Below are 18,003 nucleotides of genomic sequence, written 5' to 3' on the forward strand. Positions count from 1 at the left end.
CCCCCGCCCCCTCCACCGCCGCAGGATGCCAGCCAAACGGAAATACCGAAGATGATGGCTGACCGATATCTGCGCACTATTTCAACCATTTCCCTTGTTGTCGCAGCACAGCCTCAATCGGCGAGGTTTTACGCATCAACAAATCGGTCCAGGCGGGCATCGCCTCCGCACTGTCCGCCTTGATAGTGAGATTCGCCTGATGATGCTGCTGATCGAAACGCACTTCACCATTCAAACGCCACGCTTTAGCGCCGCCGTCCAGCGCTACAACAACTTGTTGATTTTGCATAGAGGGAACCAATTTCAATTGCGGCAACTCGATTCCCATCGCATTAACGCCTGACAATGCCAACTCACCCTTTATCGCCTGTGGAAATCCATTTACGGCATTCCATTCGAGCGTATCTATATCCATATCCACTGTACCCTCAACGCCTCCTCCTAGGCGCTTCCCAACCGGCAAAAGCCCTGCCGCAAAAGCCAGAGGCAAGCGTCCCTCCAAATTGGAAATCAGGATTAAATCCTTATCCAGAATATTAACGGCCACAGTGGTATGGGCACCACCCTGCGAATGCGACCATTGCAAAGCGGTCTCGGCTTGCATTCCCAGCAGCGCCCAAGGATTAAAATCCCAACGTAGCTGGCCTAAATCTATCTTTTCTAAGGGCGTTTGCCATGTCACGTCCACTGCACCCTGCCAAACGCGCCCCTGCCACATTGTCAATTGCAGTTGCTTGGGAATAGACAAGGCTACCTGTTGCGCAACCCAACCGGCAGGCAGATGATAGGTCAATGAAAAAATCGTCAGCAACACGGTTAAACCACCCCATTTCACCATCGGCATTATGCCCTGACGCATCACCCCTTCACCTCAAAACTGACATTCGCTTCCACAATACCGACACTGGTCGGAGCAATCTGCAACTGTTCGCTAACCAGCCCTTGTTTCTCCAAGAGCGATAGCCAGCGCGTCAGTTCGGGAGCCGGAGCGGATGCAAACTTCACCCACACTCCACGCTTGTTCGGCGTCATGCTTTCCATAAAACCAAGCAATCCCTCTTCACGCAGACTTTTCTGCAAAACCGCAATCAATTGCGATGCGCTCTGCGCCTGCAATAGCTGATTTTGCCCGGCTTTAGCAGGATGCTGTGCAACCTGTTCACTCAGCCAATTCCACTGCGCCTCGGCACTCTGCATCTCTTGCAATGCCTTAACATGATTTTGCTGGATAGGCGACCACACGACAGCATAAAAACCCATAGCGCCTAAAAAAACTGCCAATAGCTTTAAAAGCCGTTGCTCACGCTCAGCCAGCTGTGTCCAGTACTGGTTAATTTGCATCCACATACAACACTCCTTCCGCCTTGGCTTGTGAGACATTGCTCACTTTCAGCTCCACCTTGTCTAAACCGGAAAGCGCCTCCAAGGCCAGCTGTAAATTCTGCAAATGCATCACTTGTGTAGACTTCACATGCAAACTCAACTGCTTGGCTGAAGCTTTCCATTCCAAACGTTGCAACTGCACCTGATTGTGCGATTTAAAGGTCTGCTCCAACAAGCCCACCAAATGCATCGGACCTTGCGACAGGCCTACGTTATCGGTTTGCGCAAACGCTGCCTTGGTCTGCGCGCGCAGGTTCACAATGCGCTTCACTTCAGGAAAGCGCTGTTTAAACAAAGCCACACTTTGTGATTCATAAACCTGCGCTTGCTCTCGTGCCTGATGCGTTTCTATCTGCACCGTCAATAAATAAAGGCCTAACACTCCTAGTGCTGCTACACCTGGCCAGCGCCAGTAGCGCAATAATTGCCGGCTTTCAGACCGCACGGCATAGTTTCCGCTGCGCAGGTTAAGCGACTTCTCTGCTGCAGCCAAGTCCGTCAATAAACCCGCCCGCTGAATCGTTTCGACCTGCAAATCAGGCTGCAACGCCAAAACATTTTCCCACCACGCCGGCTGACAGGCAAAACCGCTATATTGCCCATTACGCACAATCAACCGTGGTTGGCTGTCCCAAGACTGCGTCGGTTGTTGGAATACCGCCCATATCCCTTGTCCCGATTCCCGTTCTTCTGTGTGTTGTGGCGCCACAAAAGGAACTTGAAAACAATCCGCCACCAAGGCCGCCTTTTCCAAACCGGCCTGATGTAAAACAGCCACCCATTGGCGCATACGTTCCTGCGCCACAACGGCAATCGATACAGTGCCATCGACCCGTCTGTTCAACACCACCAAATGCAGGGTTTCGAGCGGTTCAGCCAACTTCTCCTCAAACGCAAAAGGCAGCGCCGCGAGCCAGTCCGCGCGCCGCTTGCCGGGTACAAATCCTTCCAAAAAGCTGACCTGTTCACTCGGCACCCAAACCGTGGCGATATTGGTCAGCGCAAGGTGCGGCGAGATGGCCCCAGATTGCCTTGCCAACCAAGCCTCCGCCTCCTGCCAACCATCTTGCAGCTCAAACCAAAGCCTACCCTGCAAATCGAAACGCGCCGACAGCACAACAGCCTCTGTTGCAGGCCGCGTTTCTGGCATTTGCCCATCTTGTTGCTTACTCTGCTGGTGCAGCACTTAACCACCTTTGCACTAAATTAACCTTGTTCTGAGCCGTGCGTTCAAAAATCGCCGCGACCTGCTGGTCGGAATCGCCAAACGCAATTTCACCTAGCAATAAAAAATACTCACTGTTCACGCTTAACATCCAATCCGGTACATCCGCATCAATTTCTGCCTGCGTCTTGCCCGTCTGTTGGGCCAAAAATGCGGTAAAGACCGCAACCTGATCCGCTGGCTGCTGTTGACGTTGCTGTAACCAGGCTTGGGCGACACCTTCAGTCATCCAATCCGCCAACGCCATCAACACGGTTTTATCTGCCGTATTGACGTTAATCGCCGTAACCGTCGGCAAGGCGGTTGCACTGGTTTGCACTGCTTGCCATTGCGCCGCCGTCAGGCCCTCAAAACCCTGCAGCATTTTCAATTCGTCCAATACGACCAAAGGTTGATTGGCAGTTCGATAAGGCGGCTGCTTTAACAAGTAGACGTCACTCTCCGTTCCCAGAGGAAGAGGCTCCTCATCGGAATCCACCCAATCGGTTACCGTATCGGCAATCGGGTTGGGCAACTCCAACAACTCGCGCCAGCGCTCAAGCAACCGCTGCCAGCGTTTGCGCTTGATTTCGTCGCTGTCCTGTACATTATTGATATTAATGCGCGCCTGCAAATCAAACAACTGACCGGAAATCTCCCCGCCTTCAAACGGCACCTTAATCAAAGGCTGGGCCCACAACTCTCCCGGATGATCGGTCTGATTGTTTTTAGCGTCTTCCAACAGGCCCCGCTTGACCCAACCCTCCAAGCCCCAGGCAACGGCCAGTGATTGCGATTGATGCAACATATAAGTGCCGCGTTGCAGGCTAAGGTGTTGACTGAAAACCAACTGACTGGAGAGCAGTGCAACCAACGCCACAATCAACAGCACGGTCAATAGCGCAAAACCCTGCTGGCGGTCCGCTCTGCCATGCAAGCGCATCACTCTGGTCATTGCGCCACCCCCATAAAGAGCCGCGTTATCGCTCCCTGACCGGCCAGCTTCAACTGAAGCTCCACAATATTCGGCAAACTGTTGGGCAGAGCGTTATCATCCGGCCAAGTATTCACAAACTGGTTGGCGGCATTGAGCAAACGCACCTCAAAACGCTCAACGTGATGCAAAATAGCCAAGCGCTGCGGCATGCTATCCGGTGCGCGATCCATCACCGGCCAGACCAGACGATACAGCACATCGCCCTCCAGCTGATAACCCACGCGCATCAATCCGCCTTGACCGTAGGGCGTCGGCATCTGTGCAATACGTGTCAATTCCAGTCCCAAGTCCTGACGATAAGAAAAGGCGGGGATCATATCCCCCAAACCGTCGCGTGCACTGCGCGGAGCCATCTGGACGACATCCTGTTCCAACCACCACAAAGCACGCTGTACCGCTTCAAACTGCTCGGCATGCGCTTCTGTGCGGGTTTGCAGATTAACTACCTGACTGATAGCCTGATAGGCCATCACGGAGATGACTGCAGAAATCGCCAGCGCAATCAATAACTCTATGAGCGTAAAACCACGCTGTCTTGAGCTGGAATCCACGTATGGCCGATTCATGGTGCCGCGACCGTCACCAAGGTGGCACTCGGTTTTTGCGTCCCCTCAGGCCGCACCTCCATTACCACTTTTTTAACATCCGTAACCAACGTATCTTGCACCGTCATACGGGTTTGCCACTGCCTGCCAAACTGCTCAACCATCTCTTCAGCCTCACTACGGCTTGCCGGCAAGACCTGCAACTTAACCAATTCGTCCTGCGCCACCCAACTGGCCACCACACGCTCCTCAAGCGCACTTTGTTGGTTGACGCTCAAACCCATGGCGCGGGACAGTGCGGCCAGCGCAATCGCCGCAACCGCCAAAGCCACCAGCACTTCTATCAACGTAAACCCGGCCTGTTGAGTTTTTGCAACACCCGGCCTGTTGAGTTTTTTTTCGGCGGAAAACCGGGGCTTTTTCTGAAGCATCTTGCGCATAATGGCGGCCGCCTTACGGGGTATTTTCTGCATGATCAAAACCTAACAACGCATTCCAACGAATTCGTGCGATAGTGGTCTTGTCAGCTTGTTGCCGCAAGCCGTTTGCCGGCAGTGTCAAACTGATCGCGCCGCTCATCACTTCACCATTCGGCCAGAAGAGCCAACCTGTTTTCGGCAGATGGTATTGCTCGGCAAAGGTTGCATTATCCACTTGCCAGTCGGCTTGCAATGCCTCCGCCCAGGTCAAGGGTTTGATATTTGCATCGACCTGCCAACGGCGCTGCTGCCATTTGTAAGCCGACAGCCCGGTTTCGTCCACACTCAACAAATAGAGTTTCCCACTCAATGCCGACTGATCGCGCAAGTGGACCAGCAAGGCTTTAACCTGGCGTTCCTGAGTACGCAGTACCGCCTGTTCGTTGGGCTTCATGCTAAGCACACCCACCGCCACCAACACAGCCACAATGACCACGACGACCATCAACTCAATCAGCGTGAATCCCTGCTGTCTGCTAGAAGGTCGCACCACCAACTGCTCAACGCCGCTTATTTAAGACCCCAGTTGCCGATAGTGGCATTGATGCCTTCGCCGCCGTCCTGATTATCGGCACCCAATGTATAAACATCAAAATCGCCATGTTCACCCGGGCTCAAATACAGATAGGGATTACCCCACGGATCCATCGGCATCTGCTCCAAATACGGTTTCCAGTGCTTCGGCAAGGGCTCGTCTGTCGGCTCTTTGACCAAGGCTTCCAGCCCCTGATCGGTGGTCGGATAGATAAAATTGTCCAACTTATACAATTGTAAGGCCGAGGCAATCGCACCGATATCCTGTTTGGCTTTGACTATGCGCGCCTCATCGGGACGATCCATCAATTTAGGTGCTACAAACGCCGCCAAGACGGCCAAAATCACTACCACCACCATCAACTCGATTAACGTAAAACCATCCTGACCGCGCAGCGCCGCTTGTTTTTGCAATTTCATACAAACTCCCTATTAATACAACGTGGATGATGGGCCTAGTGACCTACCATCTGATTCATTTCAAAAATCGGCATCATAATCGCCAGCACGATAGTCAATACCACACCGCCCATCACAATAATCAGCATCGGTTCCAATATACTGACCAAGGTTGCGGCGGCATTCTCCACCTCTTGTTCGTAGTGCTCCGCCCCCTTGAGCAACATCTCGTCCAACTTGCCGCCCCCCTCACCAGTCTGTACCAGATTCAGCAGCAGCGGCGGGAAAAAACCCGCCTGCTGCATCGTCTGACTGACCCGATTGCCCTCACGTACCTGCGTGACCATGCGTTGCACCGCTTGACGCATTGGATCAAGCGCCATCACCTCCACCGAAATCTTCAGCGCATCGGTGACCGTGACACCACTGCCAATCAATACACCCAAAGTACGTGCCCAACGCGCCGTTGCCGCATAAATTACAAAACGTTTTAAACCGGGCACACGCATCAAAACAAGGTGCCATCGATAGCGCCAGGCCGGTTGGCGCAACAGCCCGTTTGTCAACATCCAAAAACTCAACAGGCCGGCTAGCAGCCAGCCCCATTGATGCTGCACAAAATCGCTGACGGCCAACAAGCCCTGCGTCAACGGTGGCAGCTCCTGATGCATGGAGTCGAACACCCCCACCACTTTGGGCACCACATAAACCATCAAAAACAGTACGATCAGAATCGCCACCACGACCATCAGCACTGGATAAATCAACGCGGTTTTGATCTTTTTATTGAGCCTATCACGTTGCTCAATCGACTCCGCCAGGCGCGACAGCACTTTATCCAAATGCCCGCTCTCCTCACCGGCTCGGATGGTGGCGACAAAATCCTCCCCGACCTTATAGGGCGATTTGTCCAACGCAGCAGCCAACGAAAACCCTTCCAAAACACGGCTATACAAGCCTGCCAGAAAACGTTGCATCATTTTACTTTCGGCTTGGCGAGCCAGTGCCTGCAAGGCTTGTGTAAGCGGCGTACCAGCATCCAGCAGGGTAAACAACTGACGGGTAGCCAAAGCTAAGTCGGCGGTAGGGATTTTGCTGGCGAACCAACCGGGTTGGCTCGATTTTTGATGCACGGCCGTTTTTTTATCGATGGCTTTCAGGGCAATGGGCGTCAGTTTTTGGTCGCGCAATAATTGACGAACCTGACGCTCCGAGTCGCCTTCGATCATGCCCTTTTTAACTTGCCCGGCTGCATTCAGGGCACGGTATTCAAATGCCGGCACAACCATTCACCTTAACTTTGCGTAACACGCAGCACCTCTTCCAAACTGGTCTCGCCATCCAGCACTTTTTGCAACCCACTTTGCAACAAAGAGGGCGAACTTTGCCGGACATAACGTTCTATCTCCAATTCGGCCGCATCGTCATGAATCAACTGGCGAACGGTTTCATCAATGGTAACGAGTTCGTAAAGCCCCATGCGACCCTGATACCCGGTATGCTGGCATGTATCGCACCCTACGGGCAGATAGATTGTCGCCTGGCTCACCCCCAGCGAGGCACATTCAGCCGCATCCGCTTCATGCGCCTGCTTGCAATGTGGACAAAGCTGGCGCACCAAACGCTGCGCCAAAACACCAACCAAACTGGAGGCCAACAGGAAAGGTTCAACCCCCATGTCGCGCAAACGAGTAATCGCACCCACGGCAGTATTGGTATGCAATGTCGAAAGTACCAAGTGCCCGGTCAACGACGCTTGCACGGCAATCTCGGCGGTTTCCACATCTCGAATCTCACCAATCATCACCACGTCCGGATCCTGACGCAAAATAGCACGCAATCCCTTGGCAAAGGTCATATTCGCCTTGGTATTCACCTGCGTTTGACTGATGCCTTCGATATGGTATTCCACCGGATCCTCGACCGTCATGATATTGCGCTGCACGTCATTCAGGCGGCTAATACCGGCGTAGAGCGTAGTGGTTTTACCCGAACCGGTTGGGCCGGTGACCAAAAAAATGCCGTGGGGCTTATTCAATAACTGTTGAATACCCAAGTACATAGGGTCGGAAAACCCCAGCTGATTCAGGTTCAAGCGCCCGGCGCTTTTGTCGAGCAAACGCAACACGACCCGCTCGCCAAAGCTGGATGGAATGGTAGAGACCCGCAAATCGACTGCACGACCACCCAGTTTAAGGGCAATACGTCCATCCTGCGGCACGCGCTTTTCGGCAATATCCAAACGTGCCATAACCTTAATGCGCGACACCAACATTGTCGCCACGGCGGCTTTAGGCGTCAGGATCGTGGTGAGGCGTCCATCTATACGAAAACGGATGCGCAACTGATTTTCAAACGGCTCAATATGCACATCGGAGGCATGAGCGCGAATCGCTTCGGACAAAATCGCATTGAGCAATTTGATGACCGGCGCATCATCCGCGCTGTTCAGCAAATCCTCCGGTTCGCCCAGTTCGGCCACCACACTCGCCAAATCTTCACCTTCCAACTCATCCATCGCGGCAATCGAAGTGGCCCCGCTGGTCGCATAAACGTTTTGCAGCTTGCGTTCAAACGCCGCTTCATCCAGCATGGTTAAAACCATATTGGCGGAGCCAACTGCGCTTTCAGCCAGGGTGCGCTGCACTTCCAACAATGCTTCAAGCGGTGTCTGGCGGGTGTAAAACACCTCAACCCTCGCATCGGCTTGCGGCTGTAACACCAACTGATGGGCGCGCGCAAACGAAAAGGCCAGTTGGCTGCTCATAGGCTTCTCTCAAACAACCAATCCACCTCATCCTGTTGGGCGGGTTGTTCAACTTTGGGTTCTATTTTCTGCGGTGCAGGCGTCACATCCCCCTTTTTCCATTGTTGCAACTCCGGCAAACGCGGACGCAAACCGTTTAACAATTCGGAATCATATTTCTGCAGCAACTGCGTTTGCTCATGCTGCATCATCGAATATTTTTTCTGACTGTAAAAATCGCTCATGGCATTGTCACGTACGATGACTGGGCGCAAAAAGACCATTAAATTGACCTTTTCGCGCTCATTTTGTTTCGAACGGAACAAAGCACCCAATCCGGGAAGATCGCCTAGACCGGGGATTTTAGACACCACCTCGGTTTCGCGCTCGTTGATTAGACCGCCTAAAACGATCACATTGCCGTCCCCCACGATGACGCGCGTTTTTATCTGACGTTTGGTAGTCTGGAGATCCACCGCATCGCCCTTAGGCAGAACATCAGAAACCTCCTGATCAATATCCAGGTAGATCTCGTCGCCTTCATTAATCTGCGGCTTGACCTTCAATTTCAAGCCGACATTTTTACGTTCGATGGTACTGAATGGATTGGACACACTGTTAGTAGTACTCGTATAGCTGCCGGTTTGGAAAGGCACCTCTTTACCTACGACAATCTCCGCTTCTTCGTTATCCAAGGTCAACAAGGAAGGCGTAGCCAATACATTGGAGTTGGAATCGCTATTCAATGCGCGAATCAAGGCGCCCCAGCCATAACCCTCCGAGGTCGCCTCTCCCAAACCGGTAGTGATGCCCTTACCAATTGCGGCTATCTGGGTTGCAGGATTGGCACTTAACAGAGCAGGCAGAGTGCCCGAGAAATTCACCAGACCGCCTCCATTAGGACCATAAGCCCCCCACTCAACGCCTAGTTCGGCGGCTTTGTTTTCGGAAACCTCTACAAAAATAGCTTCAATTAAAACTTGAGCACGACGCACATCCAATTGTTTAACCACATCTTTCAGCGCATTTACCATCGCCGGCGGCGCGCTGATCACCAACGCATTCATGCGTTCATCCGCTTCAATACTAATGCGTTCTTGAATGGTTTTTTGATCAAGATTTGAGGCATTCACATTACTCACCGGGGCTGCCTCTCCCTCTACCGCAGCAGACACAGCAGGCGCCACAGAACCACTCGTATTTTCTTCGGTCACCAATAGCGAACGGTTACTGGCCAGCGCCTGCAATACCGGCACTAGATCTTTGGCCTTGGCATAACGCAAGTAAATGACCTGCACACGCCCCTGCGTCGGCACCGGCACATCCAGCTCCGCCACCATGGTTCTGAGCATCATGCGTTTAGCTTCATCGCCCACCAATATCAAGCGGTTGGAACGCTCGTCAAAGCTGACCTTGACGGGATTGACGTCGGCACCTTTAGGCAAAATATTGCGCAGCGTTTTACCAACATCCTCAGCGGAGGCATGATTTAGCTGGATAATCTCATAACCGCTTTGGGTATCCACATCAACCCGCTGCAACACCTTTTTAATCCGTTGAATATTCGCAACCGTATCGGTCACAATCAACTTATTGCTTTCCGCCAAAGCCACCAAATGCCCTTCACGCGCCACCAAAGGTCTAAGCACCGCCACCAACTTGGTAGCCGACACGTTTTTAACACTAATGACTTCCGACACCCAGGCTTCGGCCTCTTCATTTTTGGCACGATAAGGCAGTTGATCACGCGCCAAATTAGCCGGCACGATTTTAATCACATTGTTATCACTGGGGACCGCAGTAAAACCGTGCACATTCAAGATGGTCAGCAGCGTTTCATACAAAGCGTCCGGCGCCATCGCCTCGGGAGCAATCAGGGTCACTTTGCCTTTGACACGCGGGTCAATCACAAAATTATGCCCTGTAATTTTGGCCACGGCCTCAACAACGGTAGCAATTTCGGCCTGTTTAAAATTTTGCTGCAACGCTTCCGCCGCCAGGACGCTGTGGTTCAACATGGCTGCCAGCAAAACAGCCTGACTGACTCGTTTTAAAGGCTTAAATATCTCTGTTAATCGCTTCATGCACATTCCCATCATTGCCAATACTTAGTTTAAATCCACACTTAAACTGAGCCTCTGGCCATTTCTCTCTAATTGTAGCTCAAGCTGCGTCCGCTCCAGCAATGCCTGCCATCCTGCAGAACCTTGTCCAATCTCCTCAATGCTCTGTCCGTTAATGCCTAAGAGTACATCACCCGGCTGCAGTCCAAGCGCATCAAACACCTCTTTCTGTTCACTCGGCCAAATCTTTACACCATTTAATTTCCCCTGTTTATTTAAAGGCTCAAAACGAATGTACTTAGAGACGCTCAAGGGCTGCTCACGTATAATTTGCCCAATACTTTGCAAGGTTTCTTTCTGTTCAGCGGTTAACGCTTTAAGAACTACACTGTCTGCCTGAACGCTTGAAATCAACCTTTCACCGGCCTGCTCCATTTGCAGTTTTTCGCGCTTGCCACGATGTTCGATGATGACTTCATCGGCAAAAACTTTAACCAATCCCACATTTTTCGTTACCGGTTCGCCTTCAGCTACCACCAACGTCACTCCGGCTGATTCAATAATGGCCACAGCACTATGCCCGGACACAATCGTACCTAATAACTTCAGACGCAACTGAGTTGGCGCCAACATTTCCACTTTTAGAGATGCGGCTGTTTTTGTAGGAGGCGCAACCAATGGCTGACCAAAAAGGTGGGAAGCGACGCCGTGCGGCCTTTGGATCTCCGCTGGCTTTTCTTTCTGATCTAAAGTCGGAAAATCGGGTGTTTGAGGAGCGCCTAATTGCAACGCAATCAACGCACCCACCTGCCAGGCTAAAACAACAAGAAAGAGCAATCCCATCATGTTTCGGAGATGCCGATCTTGAATGAAGGATTGGTAATTAGAAAGCAACGATAACACCTTATTAAACATGCACTACAGCCAGGTCGTAGCTATACGTATAAGTTAAAAAAAATAGTATTATGAACTCTAGAGACTAAAACTCCAATGCATTTCATTTGAAAGTTTTATGAAAGCAGTCGAATACTCTTTCCTTGAAAATTAAGATCGATCCCATAAATAATATTTATAGATATTCTAAAGAAAAACAGTTAAATTTAGTTATTTACTAGCATAGTAAACACATTTCGTTAACCCACTTCTTCCAGAGCAAAAACCAAGGGCTATACAACATGACAATCCGGTTAAAACTGATCCTATCCTTTACACTCATGCTGGCACTCACCCTGATTCTGGGGGTTGCCTCGCTGGTAGAGGTCAAAAAACTCTCGGCATCGCAGTCGCTAGTGGTTAATGACCGTCTTCCCAAGCTGGTGGCCGTAGAAAAAATCATTATCCGCGAAACCCGCATTCAACAGAATATGCGTGAATACCTGTTGCAAACCGATCCCGCACAACGCGCGGAGGTAATGAAGCGCATTCAGGACACCCGCCAGGAAAACGCGGAACTGCGCAAATATCTGCAAGACACCATCACCTCAACCAAAGGCAAGCAGCTGTTAGGCGCGCTTGAAAACGCCAACAAGAATCTGGTGGAACGCAATAATCGTGTTTTACAGCTGATAGAGGCCGATGAGGAAGAGCAAGCCCGCGAACTGCTGCTGGCAGCAGAAACCCGTGGCGCACGCCTGGAACAGCGCAAGGCCCTGCAAGACCTGGTGGATTACCAGAAGGAACTGGCTGATGAAAGCGGACGTGAAGGCCTGGCCATTGCCAACCAGACCACGGCGATCGTCACCGCCATTTTGATTGTCGGCGCCATTCTTGGCATTTTGCTGGTTATTTATATCCTCAGAAGCGTCGTCAAACCGCTCAACAATATGCGAAGCGTCATGCAGGACGTGGTTAAAGACGGCGACTTCACCCGTCAAATCGCCATCACCAACGAAGACGAAGTCGGACAAACGCTTAAAGCCTTTAACAGCCTGTTGGCGAACCTGAACAAGGCGCTTGACGAAACCGACAATGTGATCGAATCCTTGGCAAAAGGCGATTTCAGCAAGCGCATCAACGGCCAGTACGCCGGCAGTCTGAACAATATCAAACAGGGTGTGAACACTTCGGTGGAATCGGTTGCCAGCACCATGAACGAGCTGGGCAAGCTGCTGTCGGCGATGTCGCAGGGCCAGTTCAACGCCAAATTCACGGCCGACGTGCAGGGCGAATTCCGCACTCTGGCGGATAACGGCATGCGCACGGTAACCGTGTTGAACGAGATTATTTCCGAAACCAACGCCATTATGGCGCAAGTGGTTCAAGGCCAATTCAACGGCCGCATCCAGTCCAATGCCCAGGGGGATCTGGCCACACTCAAAGCCTCCATCAACGACACCCTTAACAACCTGGAAGAGGTCATTTCGGCGATTAAAACGGTTCTGGTGGCGCAATCCGAAGGCGACTTCACGCAAAAAGTCAGCGCACACTGCGAAGGCCAGCTTGACGAATTGAAGTCGGCGATTGAATTCACCACACAGAAAATCAGCCAGATCATCGCGCAAATCAGCCAAAGCACCGACGTGGTCGCCTCGGCCGCGAGCGAAGTCGCGCAGGGCTCCAGCGACCTTTCCGCCCGCGTACAACAGCAGGCCGCCGCTCTGGAGGAAACCTCCGCGACGATGGACGAAATGGCCTCTGCCGTGCAGCAAAACACCGAGAATGCGCAACATGCCGCCAATATTTCTCAACAGGCCAGCAAAGAAGCCTCTCAAGGCATGGGCGTCATGGAGCAAACCATCAACGCCATGTCGAGCATTCGCGACTCCAGCCACAAGATTGCCGACATTGTGACCTTGATTGACGGCATCGCCTTCCAGACCAACCTCTTGGCGCTTAACGCCGCCGTAGAGGCCGCACGCGCCGGAGAACACGGCCGCGGTTTTGCGGTGGTGGCCGGCGAAGTCCGCGCCCTGGCACAAAAATCGGCCGAAGCGGCCAAAGAGATCAAAACCCTGATTGAAGAGAGCGTGCAGCGCGTTGAAAACGGCAGTAGCCTGGCAGAAGCGTCCGGCAAATCGCTGGAAAGCATTACCGCATCGATCACGCAGGTCAACGAGATGCTCGAGCAGATCGCGCAAGCCTCGGCCGAACAGAGCCAGGGCGTTGGCCAGGTCAATAAGGCGGTCAGCGATATTGACCAGATGACACAGCAAAACGCGGCCATGGTGGAAGAGTCCGCCGCCGCATCGGAAGAACTGACCGATCAGGCAGCCGAAATGCGTCAGGCGGTCGCTTTCTTTAAGATTAGCAACGCTCCAAAACTGAACGCGCCCAAACCCGTCGCCAAACTCAACAAACCTGCGCCTGCCGGCGTTAAAACGGTAAGCAGCGCACCTAAGGCCGCCAGCAGCCAGCCGGTCAAGGCGCAGGTTCCGGCGCCAACCAAAAGCGCGCACAAGCATGACGACGATGAGTGGAGCACATTCTAAACACTAACGTCCTTGCCTGAAATGGCGAACGTCAGGTGCTCAACCTAAAAGCGAATCAGAACTCTGATTCGCTTTTTCTTTATCTACCCGGCCTGTTCAGAATTTAAACCGTCATGTCTTAAAGCATACAATCCAATGTGCTTAGCTTTATTTGGCGGATACAACCGTATTGCGCCCTTGCTTTTTAGCCTCATACAACGCGTTATCCGCTCTTGAAATCAGCATCTCAAGAGAGGCGTCATCATCACGCAAAACACTGACACCGATACTGACCGTAAATGACAAATACTCACACTCTTGCGGTGTCTTCAAACCTGTAGCGACCCTCAAACGCGCAATCTGCTGACACAGACGTTCGGCCGTGGCAACCGCCTCTTCCAAAGCCTGTTCCGGCAAAATAACACTGAATTCCTCACCGCCCAAACGCGCCACTATATCCTCCTGACGAAGCCCTTTATTAAGGGCCTGCGCAAATTCAATCAAGGCCCGGTCACCGACTGCGTGACCACAGCGGTCATTAATTTGTTTAAAGTGGTCAATATCCAACATCAAACACGCCATTGAGCGATCATAACGGCGCGCCCTTTCCACTTCGTTATTAGCGACCTCAAAAAAGTGCCGCCGATTAGAAAGGCCGGTCAAAGCATCGGTTGTTGCCAACTTGGTAAGCGCGTCGTTAGCGTCTTGTAAAGCGCGCGTGCGCTCAACAACCTTCTGCTCCAACTCCGCATTTACCCGTTTAAGCGTCTGCTGCATACGAATCAGCTCGGCTTTTGATTGCACCAACTCCGAAACATCACGATGCAGACCGATATAATATGCCGTTTTCCCCGTCTCATCCTTAACGGGTGAAATAGTCAGGTCATTCCAATAAAGCGCTCCGTCAGCACGCCTGTTCTGCAATAAAACCTTGGCCGATTCGTCCCGTGCCAGTGCTGAGCGAATTTTGCTATACGCAGCCTGCCCTGACTCCAAGTTTGATTTAAGGAAGCGTGGGTTAGCACCGATTATCTTATCCACAGCATAGCCGGTAATACGTTGAAAACTCTTGTTGGCATACAGGATTTTATAATCCCGACCGGAAGAAGCATTAGTAATCAAAACGCCATCATCCACCGCATCAATCGCCCGTCCCAACAAATGCAAACTGGCATTCTTAGCATTTAACTCCTGCAACATCGCCGCCAACCCCAAGGATGACAACGCCAGTGCCGCCAAATACTCCTGAAGCTGTAAAGTCGCATAAGCGCCGTCGATGCGGGCAAACGGGCCGGCCTGATGCACTGTGAAATAAATGGCTATCATCGCGATCACTAAATTCATCAGTGACGCACCGCGCACACCAAATCTAACTGCCGCCCAAATAACAGAAGGAAACAAAATGATTGGACTTAACGGGAAATCATTACTTAGGAAATAAGGGTTTGAAAACACAAGAATCGACAAACCCAGTGTGAGGCCGAATAAAGCGAGGGATTCCATTGCCAGACGGGGAAAATTTTCCTTCGGAAACCCGGCCTGACTACCCAACCAGCTTAAGAGCAAAGGCGTAATCAACAGCAAACCAAGGCCATCACCAAACCACCAGATGCGCCACAATGCAAAGTAACTGATGTCCCCCGCTGCGGTATACCAATAAACCAGCGCTCCCAATAAAGCCGCAAAGCCACTGGCCAATAACATTGCAAACACCGCAAACAAAGCGACCTGCTTCAAGCTATTTAAAAACGCAACCGCCCCCTGCGCAGAAAAACGTTTCATCAGGGCGGCAGCTAAAGCAGACTCAACAACATTAACTAAAGCAAACAAAAACGCCTGCTGTATTGAAAAAGAACCATAATCCGCCGCGATTTCAGCAGGCACTACCATCAACAAAATCCACAGCCAATGCCTAACAGGATTGAACAACAAAGCCACCAATACAACCGCGTTAGGCGGCCAGAAAACAGCAATCCCCTGATCAACAAAGGTAGCGTAAACCCCTAACTTAGCCAGTGCAAAATAGCCAATCAAGGTCAGCAGCATCCAGTGCCACAGCATAAAACGACTCTTTTTTTCCGCCACAATCTAGCGCCCCTAACATACCAGTTTTCATTCTAACAAAGCCCTGAAAAAGCAAATGAAGATTTCACACAATGCTTAGCTTAAAGCGGCTAAAGGCAGCGTAGGACCGACCAAAAGGTCAACAGAAACTGAAAAGAAAAAATCGAGATATAAAAAAACCCGCGCAAGGCGGGTTGATTTAAGAATTTGGTGGCTACACCGAGATTCGAACTTGGGACCCCATCATTATGAGTGATGTGCTCTAACCAGCTGAGCTATGTAGCCAAAAAGAATAGCGCGTATTATAAATACTGGATGGGATATGTCAAGACCACAATTTCAAAAGTTTTTACTTTTTAATCAGGCGTACAAAAAAGGCCTGAATGTTCAGGCCTTTTGAGGTTTTAACTAACTTAAAATTGGATTACATAATGTCGAAAGACTTGCTGATTCCAAATACCAGGTAATTGGTATCTTTCGTCGCGCTATCTTCATAAGTCGTGAAGATATAGTTAACAGATCCTTCCAAACCTGGAGACAGTTCAGCTGAATAACCAAGATCCAGGTAAGAGTTTGCATTATCACTTACGTCAACATCAGGATCATAAACACCGTATTTTGCAGCAAACCCTTCATATTCAACACTAACGTATTTGTGGTCATAATCGGCATCAGAACCATCCGCTGCACTATCTTCATGATAACCCTTGTCGTAACCGACAGTGATCATCTTATAACCCAGCGATGCATTAACTTCAGTATATGGCTTGTCAAATGCCGCGTCGGTATAACGGTAGGCGGTAGCACCCAAACCGACAGAGACATCACCAAATGAACCGCTCCAACCACCATAGATATCGTATTCAAGACCGGTATCTACTTTAGCCGCCCAGGTTCCAATATAAATACCGGAGTCTGACTCATAATCCAAGCCGGCAGATGCAGAAGCCATTTCACCGTTTTGATCGATACCACGGAAGATATACATTGAGCTACCCGCGATATTGGCAGACACACCCGCTTGTGAGGTGGCCGGCATCACTGCCATTGCAGCAGAACCTGCTACCGCCATTGAAAGAAGAAGTGATTTTAATTGGAAAGTTTTTTTCATGTGTTTTCTCCATTTGAGTGTTTTCCAAAATTTCGAAAACTTAATAACCAGCAATATGCCAACTTTAAAATAAACTTTATATTTCAAATAATTAACTAAACAACATGCCCAATTAAATTTTTCACACCCTGTTAGATTTAATATTTATTGGTGCAACTGCACCAATATTTTTCTACCTTTCAATCTCCAAAGAAGCCTGTTGCAAAAAAGCCGCCAACTGTTTTTCAAAGACTCTAAACTGCTTAACCAGCGCATCGCCCGATTCGGTTAAAGTGGCGCCACCGCCTTGTTTGCCGCCCTGAACCTTAACGACCAGCGGCTTATCAGACATTTGATTCAGCTCATCAATCAACTTCCACGCCTTTTTATACGACATCCCCATCTCTTTGGCCGCGCGACTGATCGACCCGTATCTGACGATATTTTCCAAAAGTTCTATTCGCCCGATACCTACATATCCGCCCCGCTCACCCGTAATCCAAAATCGAGCCCTTATCCTTGACGAATAAGGCTCTCCCGGCAACTTATCCAGCTCTTCCATTTACTCCCCCAAGCGATTCAACATCGATCATTCTGCAGAATATGCTTATCACCATTCATTAAAATGTTTTATTCCACCAAATCCTAATGCTTATTGACACCTTTTTACGATAAAGAGAACATATCGATTCTGCTTCAATGTACACCATAAACCCTATCAGATTATAAAAAAACAGGAGTATAAAATGAACGTTGGGAAATTAGACCGCCTTATCCGAGTAATTATCGGCATTCTATTGATTACACTGGCGGCAGCGAATGTGATCGGCGTTTGGGGATATATCGGCATTATCCCGCTAGCCACTGGGCTACTACGTTGGTGCCCGCTATACACCCTTCTAGGCATCCAGACCTGTCCGCTGCACGAAACTATCAAACGCTAAACAACAAAAAACCGGGCATTGTGAAGTGACCCCCAAATGTTGGACACCAACTTTGGGGGTTTTTCATGTCCAAATACAGTCGCAATACAAAAGTCACCATAGCAAAGCGCTATCTTCAGGGCGAAAATTCTACCGCTCTCTCAACACT

General features: G+C 50.7%; 17 protein-coding genes and 1 tRNA gene. 2 read left to right on the forward strand and 16 right to left on the reverse strand.

Annotation, left to right across the window (positions count from 1 at the left end; all coding sequences use genetic code 11):
• Positions 1-76 precede the first annotated feature (76 nt).
• From gspN to HZ297_RS11645, 12 genes are read right to left on the reverse strand one after another with little or no spacing between them, the layout of a single operon-like run.
• Positions 77-859 (reverse strand): type II secretion system protein N, encoded by a 783-nt coding sequence (gene gspN, locus HZ297_RS11590; protein WP_178863900.1) that lies wholly within the window; start codon positions 857-859, stop codon positions 77-79.
• Positions 859-1,347 (reverse strand): type II secretion system protein M, encoded by a 489-nt coding sequence (locus HZ297_RS11595; protein ID WP_178863903.1) that lies wholly within the window; start codon positions 1,345-1,347, stop codon positions 859-861. The genes gspN and HZ297_RS11595 overlap by 1 nt, the downstream gene beginning before the upstream one ends.
• Positions 1,331-2,533 carry a type II secretion system protein GspL gene (gene gspL, locus HZ297_RS11600; RefSeq protein ID WP_178863905.1) on the reverse strand — a complete coding sequence of 401 codons (1,203 nt, stop codon included), beginning with the start codon at positions 2,531-2,533 and terminating at the stop codon, positions 1,331-1,333. Before gspL ends, HZ297_RS11595 begins: the two co-directional genes overlap by 17 nt.
• 16 nt (positions 2,534-2,549) lie before the next feature.
• Complete coding sequence (gene gspK, locus HZ297_RS11605; RefSeq protein WP_178863907.1) at positions 2,550-3,542, reverse strand: type II secretion system minor pseudopilin GspK; 993 nt, start codon at positions 3,540-3,542, stop codon at positions 2,550-2,552.
• The gene (gene gspJ / locus HZ297_RS11610; protein WP_178863909.1) at positions 3,539-4,150 is read right to left on the reverse strand and encodes a type II secretion system minor pseudopilin GspJ; all 612 of its coding nucleotides are present in this window, start codon (positions 4,148-4,150) and stop codon (positions 3,539-3,541) included. The genes gspK and gspJ overlap by 4 nt, the downstream gene beginning before the upstream one ends.
• Positions 4,147-4,602, reverse strand: coding sequence for a type II secretion system minor pseudopilin GspI (gene gspI / locus HZ297_RS11615; RefSeq protein WP_178863911.1), 456 nt, complete (start codon positions 4,600-4,602; stop codon positions 4,147-4,149). The genes gspJ and gspI overlap by 4 nt, the downstream gene beginning before the upstream one ends.
• Positions 4,583-5,098 carry a prepilin-type N-terminal cleavage/methylation domain-containing protein gene (locus HZ297_RS11620; RefSeq protein WP_178863913.1) on the reverse strand — a complete coding sequence of 172 codons (516 nt, stop codon included), beginning with the start codon at positions 5,096-5,098 and terminating at the stop codon, positions 4,583-4,585. Before HZ297_RS11620 ends, gspI begins: the two co-directional genes overlap by 20 nt.
• A 20-nt stretch (positions 5,099-5,118) precedes the next feature.
• The gene (gene gspG / locus HZ297_RS11625; RefSeq protein WP_178863915.1) at positions 5,119-5,562 is read right to left on the reverse strand and encodes a type II secretion system major pseudopilin GspG; all 444 of its coding nucleotides are present in this window, start codon (positions 5,560-5,562) and stop codon (positions 5,119-5,121) included.
• A gap of 35 nt (positions 5,563-5,597) precedes the next feature.
• Positions 5,598-6,824 carry a type II secretion system inner membrane protein GspF gene (gspF, locus tag HZ297_RS11630; RefSeq protein WP_178863917.1) on the reverse strand — a complete coding sequence of 409 codons (1,227 nt, stop codon included), beginning with the start codon at positions 6,822-6,824 and terminating at the stop codon, positions 5,598-5,600.
• An 11-nt stretch (positions 6,825-6,835) separates the two neighbouring features.
• On the reverse strand, positions 6,836-8,308 hold the full coding sequence (gspE, locus tag HZ297_RS11635) for a type II secretion system ATPase GspE (protein ID WP_178863919.1): 1,473 nt from the start codon (positions 8,306-8,308) through the stop codon (positions 6,836-6,838).
• Positions 8,305-10,371, reverse strand: a complete 2,067-nt coding sequence (gspD, locus tag HZ297_RS11640; protein ID WP_246262004.1) for a type II secretion system secretin GspD — start codon at positions 10,369-10,371, stop codon at positions 8,305-8,307. The genes gspE and gspD overlap by 4 nt, the downstream gene beginning before the upstream one ends.
• Positions 10,372-10,395: 24 nt before the next feature.
• Positions 10,396-11,196, reverse strand: a complete 801-nt coding sequence (locus HZ297_RS11645; RefSeq protein ID WP_178863921.1) for a type II secretion system protein N — start codon at positions 11,194-11,196, stop codon at positions 10,396-10,398.
• Positions 11,197-11,525: 329 nt separating this feature from the next.
• Here HZ297_RS11645 and HZ297_RS11650 point away from each other — a divergent pair, with 329 nt between their 5' ends.
• Complete coding sequence (locus tag HZ297_RS11650) at positions 11,526-13,778, forward strand: methyl-accepting chemotaxis protein (protein WP_178863923.1); 2,253 nt, start codon at positions 11,526-11,528, stop codon at positions 13,776-13,778.
• A 147-nt stretch (positions 13,779-13,925) separates the two neighbouring features.
• On the opposite strand, the gene HZ297_RS11655 is transcribed toward HZ297_RS11650, so the two are convergent.
• From HZ297_RS11655 to HZ297_RS11670, 4 genes are all read right to left on the reverse strand, one after another.
• A complete protein-coding gene (locus HZ297_RS11655) occupies positions 13,926-15,818 on the reverse strand; it encodes a sensor domain-containing diguanylate cyclase (RefSeq protein ID WP_178863925.1) in 1,893 nt (630 codons plus the stop codon).
• Between the two features lie 211 nt (positions 15,819-16,029).
• Positions 16,030-16,106 (reverse strand) — tRNA-Met (locus tag HZ297_RS11660).
• Between the two features lie 139 nt (positions 16,107-16,245).
• Entirely contained in the window at positions 16,246-16,932 is a 687-nt protein-coding gene (locus tag HZ297_RS11665; RefSeq protein ID WP_178863927.1) for a TorF family putative porin, read from the reverse strand.
• A gap of 172 nt (positions 16,933-17,104) precedes the next feature.
• Positions 17,105-17,473, reverse strand: a complete 369-nt coding sequence (locus tag HZ297_RS11670; RefSeq protein ID WP_178863929.1) for a winged helix-turn-helix domain-containing protein — start codon at positions 17,471-17,473, stop codon at positions 17,105-17,107.
• 184 nt (positions 17,474-17,657) lie between these two features.
• Between HZ297_RS11670 and HZ297_RS11675 the strand changes: the two genes are divergently transcribed.
• Complete coding sequence (locus tag HZ297_RS11675; RefSeq protein WP_178863930.1) at positions 17,658-17,855, forward strand: YgaP family membrane protein; 198 nt, start codon at positions 17,658-17,660, stop codon at positions 17,853-17,855.
• Positions 17,856-18,003: the final 148 nt, after the last annotated feature.

It is taken from the genome of Thiomicrorhabdus cannonii (assembly GCF_013391695.1).
In the GTDB taxonomy this organism is placed as follows: domain Bacteria; phylum Pseudomonadota; class Gammaproteobacteria; order Thiomicrospirales; family Thiomicrospiraceae; genus Thiomicrorhabdus; species Thiomicrorhabdus cannonii.

Coding starts and splice junctions, on each gene's coding strand:
- gspN (WP_178863900.1), bottom strand. CDS start 859: ATGCGTCAGGGCATAATGCCGATGGTGAAATGGGGTGGTTTAACCGTG.
- HZ297_RS11595 (WP_178863903.1), bottom strand. CDS start 1,347: ATGTGGATGCAAATTAACCAGTACTGGACACAGCTGGCTGAGCGTGAG.
- gspL (WP_178863905.1), bottom strand. CDS start 2,533: ATGCCAGAAACGCGGCCTGCAACAGAGGCTGTTGTGCTGTCGGCGCGT.
- gspK (WP_178863907.1), bottom strand. CDS start 3,542: ATGACCAGAGTGATGCGCTTGCATGGCAGAGCGGACCGCCAGCAGGGT.
- gspJ (WP_178863909.1), bottom strand. CDS start 4,150: ATGAATCGGCCATACGTGGATTCCAGCTCAAGACAGCGTGGTTTTACG.
- gspI (WP_178863911.1), bottom strand. CDS start 4,602: ATGCAGAAAATACCCCGTAAGGCGGCCGCCATTATGCGCAAGATGCTT.
- gspG (WP_178863915.1), bottom strand. CDS start 5,562: ATGAAATTGCAAAAACAAGCGGCGCTGCGCGGTCAGGATGGTTTTACG.
- gspE (WP_178863919.1), bottom strand. CDS start 8,308: ATGAGCAGCCAACTGGCCTTTTCGTTTGCGCGCGCCCATCAGTTGGTG.
- gspD (WP_246262004.1), bottom strand. CDS start 10,371: ATGAAGCGATTAACAGAGATATTTAAGCCTTTAAAACGAGTCAGTCAG.
- HZ297_RS11645 (WP_178863921.1), bottom strand. CDS start 11,196: ATGATGGGATTGCTCTTTCTTGTTGTTTTAGCCTGGCAGGTGGGTGCG.
- HZ297_RS11650 (WP_178863923.1), top strand. CDS start 11,526: ATGACAATCCGGTTAAAACTGATCCTATCCTTTACACTCATGCTGGCA.
- HZ297_RS11655 (WP_178863925.1), bottom strand. CDS start 15,818: ATGCTGTGGCACTGGATGCTGCTGACCTTGATTGGCTATTTTGCACTG.
- HZ297_RS11665 (WP_178863927.1), bottom strand. CDS start 16,932: ATGAAAAAAACTTTCCAATTAAAATCACTTCTTCTTTCAATGGCGGTA.
- HZ297_RS11670 (WP_178863929.1), bottom strand. CDS start 17,473: ATGGAAGAGCTGGATAAGTTGCCGGGAGAGCCTTATTCGTCAAGGATA.
- HZ297_RS11675 (WP_178863930.1), top strand. CDS start 17,658: ATGAACGTTGGGAAATTAGACCGCCTTATCCGAGTAATTATCGGCATT.